Genomic DNA, 7,791 nt, shown 5'->3' with positions numbered 1-7,791 from the left:
TAGATATCAAGGGGGAATCAATGAGGAAAAAACTTAAAAATAAATAGTAAATTTAACCACAGTAGAATCGATTTTGCGCACTTAGTTTGCTATGCTCACTTTCATCCGGCGCACGTGGTTCACTATGGCCGGCTCATCCAGCAAGGATCTTGTGTGGAAAAACACAACTTCTATTGGCTCAAGATATAAATGTTTCTGAAGGTTTTATCGGTAACTTAGAAAATTTAAAGCAGCCGAAGAAGCTGAACCTAAATTTGATTCATAAAATTACAGAGGGGTTAAACTTGAAATCTTATTCTGACTTATTACCGCAGGAAGTGGTGAAAAAAGATTATGTAAGAATTAAATTTGAAACTATAAGAATTCCTAAAGGAAAGGAAATTGATTCCAATGGTAATGTAGTCGAAAATTTAAAAATAACCTCATTTAAAGAAATTTCTCTTTCGGAAGTAAAGAAACTCAAAAGAGAAAAGAAGGAAGGCAAACATAAAGATTTGACTATTTATTAATTCGATATGTAAATCTTATGAATAACAGCGAATATCAGTCGCGCCATTGGTATTAGCGATTATTGCAAAACATATCTTTATATGCTTGCTTCATTAACTAAGCAATTTTTGAACTTAAATAGGGATAACTAAACAAGTTTAAATTAGGAATGCGACTATGGTCGGTTCAAAAATTACTTCCAGAATAGCGATTATAGCGTAACTACGAGCTATGTCAAAGTTTTTACTATTTTTACGGTAGACAGTGATGTCGGAAAAACCGTCAATCAAAAACATTACAATCGAGATCCGAAAACGTTCGATTTAAAGCAAAGTTGAATGCCTAGAACTGAATTTGTTGAATTAGTAAAAGAGATTAAAAAGAAAGGGAAAGGAAAAAAAATGACCAAAAGAGAATTTATTTGGTTATTCGATTTTTACGAAAAAAGGACAAGCGGAAATGTTTGGAGAATTAATGAATATTTGGAAAAACAAAAAATGGTGGTTGTTCCAAACTATCAAGGAGGATGGATTGATGATGAAGTTACACTCAAAGAAAAAGATAAAGCTAGAATTATAAATGGAGAAACATTTGAAGAAAAGTTTGATCCAATTAATAGATTGTCAGTTTTAAAAGCGGCTGCAAAAACTCCAATATCAATTTCTCGAGATGCTTCTCTAAAAAAAGCATATCATATTTTATGGAAACATGAATTCACTCAAGTTCCAATTATGAACAATGAAAGAGAGGTATTAGGTGTTGTTAGTTGGCAATCATTAGCAAAAGGACTTATAGCAGGTAAAGAATCCGATTGCGTGAAAGATTTCATGACAAATGATTTTGAAATAATAGATGATGAAACTCCTTTGTTTGATGCAATAAAATCCGTTATTAGAAGAGGTGTAGCTTTCGTGCGAGATAAAGAAAAGAAAATTAAAGGCCCGGTAACTCCTTCAGATTTAAGTGAAGAATTCATTGAGCAGATTGAGCCTTATATATTACTCGAACAAATAGAAAACTTTATTCGATTAATATTACATGACAAAATAATACTAGAAGATCTATTGAAATTATTAACTATAGAAGATGAAAATAGGAAAATAGAATCTATTAGTGATATGACCTTTGGCGAATATCTTCGAGTAATTGAAAATGACGAAATGTGGGACATTTTAAAGTTACCATTTGTCAAAGCAGACTTTACTAATGAATTAGATGAAATTCGAAAAATAAGGAATGGTGTGATGCATTTTCATCCTGATAAAATTTCAGAAGAAGATTTGATTCAACTTAGAAAAATGTCCAAATTCTTAATGGATTACAACGAGAATTGCTAATACTGAGTATTTAAAAATTTTAATTTCAATCTTAATCTTACATAAGATTAAATAAGAGGCATGAAATAAAGTATTAACCTCATGGACTACTCCAAATAATTTTAAAAGAGTTATTGCATCCTTATGGAAAAGTAGTTTTCAAACTTAAATTGTAATTAAATCATGTATCTATCAAACCTTAAACTATGGAATTTTAGAAAATTTGGTGACATTTCTTCAATTGACATGGACAAGCCAAATTTAAATTTGAATTTCACCACAGGAATAAATGTTCTTATAGGCGAAAATGACTCTGGAAAAAGTGCAATTATTGATTCAATAAAAATAACGCTAAAAACCCATAGTTTTGAATGGTTTAGGTTAGATTGGGATGATTTTTATGATGGTTCGGAGAGATTACGTATTGAATTAAGGTTTGATAATCTATCAGATGAAGAAGCGAAGAATTTTACAGAATGGTTAGGATGGATAGGAGAAGGAGATGAAGCAAAGCCGTTTCTACGGTTGATTTATGATGCTTCAAGAAATTTAAATGATCGATATATCTATCCAACTGAAATTAAAGCTGGGGTTGATGAGTCTGGGTACCAGCTTACAGCAGAGGCTAGAGAATATTTAAAAACTACTTATCTCAAACCACTAAGAGATGCTAAATCAGAGTTAATTCCTCGGAAGAATTCAAGATTAACGCAAATCCTTCAAGGTCATGAAGCTTTTAAAGGAAAGGGTGAAGATCATAGGTTAGTAAGCTTATTTAGAGATTTTAACGAGGAGGTAAAAAATTATTTTGTTGGAAAGAATAAAGAAGGTGAAGACCTTGAAGGTGAAGATTTAAAGGGTAGTGAATTAAAGAAAGAAATAGATAGGTTTATTGAAGCATTTTACGAGGCGAATAAGGAATCTAATTTTGGCGTACTCGGTAATAATCTTAAAAACATCTTAGAGAAACTCGAACTATCTATTAAGGATGAACTAAACCCTGGTTTAGGGACTTTGAATAGATTGTTTATGGCTTCAGAATTGCTTCACCTTCAAAAGAAAAATTGGAGTGGTTTAAGATTAGGATTGATTGAAGAACTAGAAGCTCACCTCCACCCACAAGCCCAAATGCAAATCATTGAGGCACTACAAAACGAAAAAAACATTCAATTAATCTTAACTACTCATAGTCCTAACCTTGCATCAAAACTAAATCTTGAGAACTTAATTATTTGTAATGACAATAATGCTTTTCCAATGGGAACTGCATATACAGAGTTAGATTCTGATAATTATAAGTTCCTAGAAAAATTTCTTGATACAACTAAAGCCAACCTGTTTTTCGCAAAGGGAGTTATTCTAGTAGAAGGTTGGGCAGAAGAAATATTAATTCCCAGCATAGCAAAGGCTATAGGGATAAATCTAACAGAAAAGGGTATCTCAATAGTAAATATTGGAAATACAGGATTCGACCATTACTCCAAGGTATACCTCAGGAAAGAAAAGCCGTATATGACAATTCCGGTAGCGGTAATCACAGATTCGGATATTAGAGAATATGAGAAAAATGGAGATGATTATGTGAAAAGAGATGATGAAACAATTCAAAATGAAACACAAGCAGCGATTGATTCAAACGATGCAAAATCTAAACAATGTATAAAGTATCACACTGCACCAAACTGGACCTTAGAGTATTCCTTATTTAAATCAACTAGTCTAAAGTCTACATTTCAAAGCGTATGCAAATCTATTCATACTGGAACAGATTGGAATACCGATTTTGAAAAGATGCTTGCTATTAAATTGATTGATAAGAACAGGAAGCTAAACAAAACGGAAGTCGCCTATAGATTAGCAACTGCTCTAGATGAAGACTTACAAAAGAAACCAGAGGAGCAGACAATAGTCATTGATACGGATAATGATGAAAGCATTAAATATCTAATTAAAGCCATAAGATATGCCGCAGGAAATTAATATAACAGATGCGGATATTGAATATGCAGAAAAAATTCTTTTACCAGAAGGATACAACTTTGATCCCGAAAGGAGATTGTTTATTCGTGATCTGAGCACCTTAGACTTACAAGCGGTACCTGGCAGTGGCAAAACAACCGCTCTACTTGCAAAACTGCTAATATTGGAAAGATATATGCCGTTACAAAGTGGACGTGGTGTATTAGTTATTTCGCACACCAATGCAGCCGTAGATGAGATAAAAGAGCGAATTGGTAAGCATTGCCCTAAACTTTTTACCTATCCAAATTTTGTTGGAACTATTCAAAGTTTTGTTGATGTATTCCTGGCAATTCCCTTCTATACTAACAAGTTCAAGAAAAAACCTTCAAGAATAGACTCTGAAATCTATGATGAGAGGTTAACTTATATCCTTGATAATCCGTGGCAGTACAGATTTGGGCTTTCTAATAATGATTTTCGTAAAATTCTTCATCTCATCAATGTAGATAAATCAATTTTCTACAAATATCGTTTAGACTCGAGCGAAGGCGAAGTCATTTTAATTAAAAGACTGAATGGGGATAAACTCGAGATAAAAAGGCCAAGAAGGGGACGAAATTATCAAGATTATACTGCTGAAGAGAAATCAAGCTTATATAGTTGGTTCAAAAGTCTGAAAACCCACCTGTTAAAGACTAAAGAAGTATTGCATTATGATGATGCTTATTTCCTAGCTAACCTTTCAATTTTAACAAACCCTACCATCATCACACTGTTACAGAACCGTTTCAAATTCGTTTTTGTTGATGAAATGCAAGACATGGATACCCATCAACATGATTTAATTGAGGCTGTTTTTCATTCAGACGAATCCACGCAATCAATAATTCAAAGAATTGGTGATAAAAACCAAGCTATTTACAGTGGAGGATCTGTACATCTTGAAAATATCTGGTCTGTCCGAGATAATGTGTTATTCCTCAATGGAAGTCACCGGTTAAGTCCTAGAATTGCTCAGTTAGTGCAAAATCTTGCATTAACACCAAATCCAGTTGAAGGGAGAAACCTTAATCCTGATGGTTCTACTATTGACATTAAGCCAACAATCTTTGTTTATAACGATGATACAATAGAACTTGTAATTCCTTCATTTGCCGAAAAAATTAAAGAATTACAAGCTTCTGATTCAATCCCATCGAACCCAACTCACAAGTTTATGGCAGTTGCTTGGAGAAAAGAACATGATGATGCCAACAAAATAGCACTATGTGATTATTGGCCACATTTTACAAAAGCCAGTTCTGGTCAACAAATAGATTTCAAAGTCCTTGAAGACTATGTTCTGTACTTTGATAAAGAGAAAAAAACTTTAGAATCCGTACGTAAAAACATTTTAAATGCACTTTTAAAAGTTCTTCGTTTAGAAAATATCTTAGATGAACATGACAGAGTTTACACAAAAAGAAAATTAATTAACTTCTTTAAAGCTCAAGGAAACAACGAGTACGAGAAATTGAAATTGAACCTTTATGAATGGTCAATCGGATGCATAAGAGGGAAAAGCTCTGAAACTATCACCGCAATTAGGGAGTATATTCCAACTTTTCTCTCTTTGTTTCAAACAGAGGTAGCTTCTTCAGCAAATTTCATAAATGGAGAATCTGAAGTCGATTTAGATGCGAATGAAGATGAACCTCATTTAAACACATTCGACTCTGATGGTATCAATATTGAGATCGGAACTGTACACTCAGCCAAAGGACAAACTCATACAGCGACCTTATACCTTGAAACATTTTACAACAGAGGTTATGGCAACTATGAATCAGAACGGTTGCGTAATCAGCTAAAAGGTGAAAATATTGTAGATACGCTTAACAGCAATGTCGGTGGAAAAGATAAAATTCGTCAGACTACAAAAATGGCTTATGTCGGTTTTTCACGACCTACTCATTTGCTATGTATTGCTATTCACAAAGACAGATTTGATTCGGTCCTATCTGATATGAATGGTGAAGATTGGGATATAATAGAACTTGAGATTATGAATTAAAATACAGATTGACACAAGTAGCATAACGCCAAAAGCACAAGCTAACTTACCAAAGAGTATATTTAAGAAGGTTTGAAAATAATAAAAGAAGCACAATAATAACAACTGTTTTTAAATTGCAAAAGATTCTAGACAAAATAGAGAAAGAGCAATTAGAAAAATTAAAGATCGAAATACTACAGGAGAATCCGAATTGTCCAGACGAATTAAAGCAATACTTAATGCAGGACGCCTATTCAATGATTGGAATGCGCGAACGAACACTCTCCAAAGAAATAGAGCAGCGCTGGAATGCTTTAGAAAGGGGACTTACAAAAATTGGCAGAACCCCTAAGGATTTTATTGAACAGATGGAGAACAATGAAAAATGATTTTAGAGAATTTGTTGCTAGTCTATGGATGTATTAGCGTATAGTAAAATAACTGGATTGTCTTTACGGCGCAAGATTTCTCGCTATGAAATTTTATAAATAACTTATATTATAAAGAAAATGATTCCAGATAGAATTTTTAAACAACTAAAACATGAATATGCCGGTTACAATAAATATTTAAACGGTCAGCAGTTGGAAAGAGGGTATAAGCCCGATTATGTCTTAAGAAATAAGAATGATTATATCATTTTAGAATCGGAAAATAATTCTAGTAGAAAGATGTATGTTGGCGGTATGATGAAGGCTGCACATTTTCTGCAAAATAAAAAAACTGGTATATTAATTTTTGTGATCAAGTTCAGAGATAATACAAAGCCAATATCTATCGCAAAGCATTTAAAGAGATATTTTAATTGGATTTATCAAAACACAAACCTACGAGAGGTATATATTATTGATATGGAAGACTATTATTGTGACGAATGTGTTTTATCGATAGATAGTGCAGATTTTCAAATCAAATCTCATAAAGTAGGGAATACGTAATAATTTTCTTCACCTAAAAAATTGCCACAAGGCTTGGATGTAGATTTTTTTCATACAACTTAGCTTTAAAATTATTTATTTAAATTTTTATATGTTATAAATACCGCCGATTAAATTCGGTAATAATGTGGTTTTTCCACATTATTTATGTGGTTTTTTTAAGAATGTAATTGGTTTGGTTAGGTTAAATTTCGAAACTGGGTGACTGCTCGAATTTTAATTAAATAACCTCTAAAGCTTATTTTATGACTAAAAAAAATACATTTTTAAAAATTGCTTCTATAGCAATTTTTTCGCTTTATTTTATTTCATGTAATGACGATCAAAATAATGTTGATGATCATTTAAACGAAATTGATTTGACTCAAGAGACTATCGCTATGATCGCAGATCTTGGATATGATACTGATAATATAATTCCTATTCAGAACGATGATAATACGTTGAGTTATTTAGTAGAGGGGGATATATTATTAACAGAAGATGATCTAGCAGTAAAGGAAGTTAAATCGGTTGTTGTAGCTAATGAAGAGCATTATAGTACAAGTCTCATACCTGAGTTTGGTAGTGTGCGTTCGGTAACGGATAGGAATACAGGGGAAATAATAATTACAAAAAGACAATCGCAGTTAATTGTTGTCATGGATAGAACATTGCCTAATGCTTGGTGGAATGCCTTGCAAATAGCGGCAAATAGGTACAACAGTTTAAATGATTTAAGGTTTAAGGTTGCAATTTATAAAAGTGAAGATCCTAATTGCCAAAGTCCCTGTATTAGAGTTCCAGATGCAGATATTTATATAACACGTGAGTTCGATGTAAGAAAAGGTAAAAAAGAAGGATTGCACAACAAAGAAAAAGCAGAAAATCAGTATATTTAAGTATCTAAATTTCAAATATTTAACTAATCTTCTGCTTATGATTTCTACTGATAAAATTACTGAAATTTTCTGTTTTATTGATGAGTTTCATCAAGAATTTGAACAAGCCCATCAAGGACATCTTCTTGAAGCTGATTGCAGCATCAAAAGAAGGAATAGAAAATCCAAAC

General features: G+C 32.5%; 7 protein-coding genes and 1 pseudogene. All 8 read left to right on the top strand.

Features of this window, described 5'->3' with window-relative positions; all coding sequences use genetic code 11:
* Nucleotides 1-173 precede the first annotated feature (173 nt).
* Nucleotides 174-509: a hypothetical protein gene (locus AC13DP_RS18530; RefSeq protein ID WP_483068260.1), complete on the top strand. Its 336-nt coding sequence runs from the start codon at nucleotides 174-176 to the stop codon at nucleotides 507-509.
* Between the two features lie 318 nt (nucleotides 510-827).
* Entirely contained in the window at nucleotides 828-1,826 is a 999-nt protein-coding gene (locus tag AC13DP_RS18525; protein ID WP_084841009.1) for a CBS domain-containing protein, read from the top strand.
* 162 nt (nucleotides 1,827-1,988) lie between these two features.
* Nucleotides 1,989-3,785 carry an ATP-dependent nuclease gene (locus AC13DP_RS18520; RefSeq protein WP_084841008.1) on the top strand — a complete coding sequence of 599 codons (1,797 nt, stop codon included), beginning with the start codon at nucleotides 1,989-1,991 and terminating at the stop codon, nucleotides 3,783-3,785.
* On the top strand, nucleotides 3,769-5,820 hold the full coding sequence (locus tag AC13DP_RS18515) for a UvrD-helicase domain-containing protein (RefSeq protein ID WP_483068259.1): 2,052 nt from the start codon (nucleotides 3,769-3,771) through the stop codon (nucleotides 5,818-5,820). The genes AC13DP_RS18520 and AC13DP_RS18515 overlap by 17 nt, the downstream gene beginning before the upstream one ends.
* Nucleotides 5,821-5,936: 116 nt before the next feature.
* A complete protein-coding gene (locus AC13DP_RS18510; RefSeq protein WP_084841006.1) occupies nucleotides 5,937-6,191 on the top strand; it encodes a hypothetical protein in 255 nt (84 codons plus the stop codon).
* Between the two features lie 120 nt (nucleotides 6,192-6,311).
* The gene (locus tag AC13DP_RS18505; RefSeq protein ID WP_084841005.1) at nucleotides 6,312-6,740 is read left to right on the top strand and encodes a hypothetical protein; all 429 of its coding nucleotides are present in this window, start codon (nucleotides 6,312-6,314) and stop codon (nucleotides 6,738-6,740) included.
* A 245-nt stretch (nucleotides 6,741-6,985) separates the two neighbouring features.
* The gene (locus AC13DP_RS18500; RefSeq protein WP_483068258.1) at nucleotides 6,986-7,621 is read left to right on the top strand and encodes a hypothetical protein; all 636 of its coding nucleotides are present in this window, start codon (nucleotides 6,986-6,988) and stop codon (nucleotides 7,619-7,621) included.
* 37 nt (nucleotides 7,622-7,658) lie between these two features.
* A pseudogene (locus tag AC13DP_RS18495) lies at nucleotides 7,659-7,791 on the top strand (IS982 family transposase); the annotation flags it as partial.

The sequence above is a fragment of the Zunongwangia sp. L-65 genome (assembly GCF_056859415.1).
The sequence above is the reverse complement of the archived record's forward strand: the minus strand, read 5'-3'. Positions and strand labels throughout refer to the sequence as shown.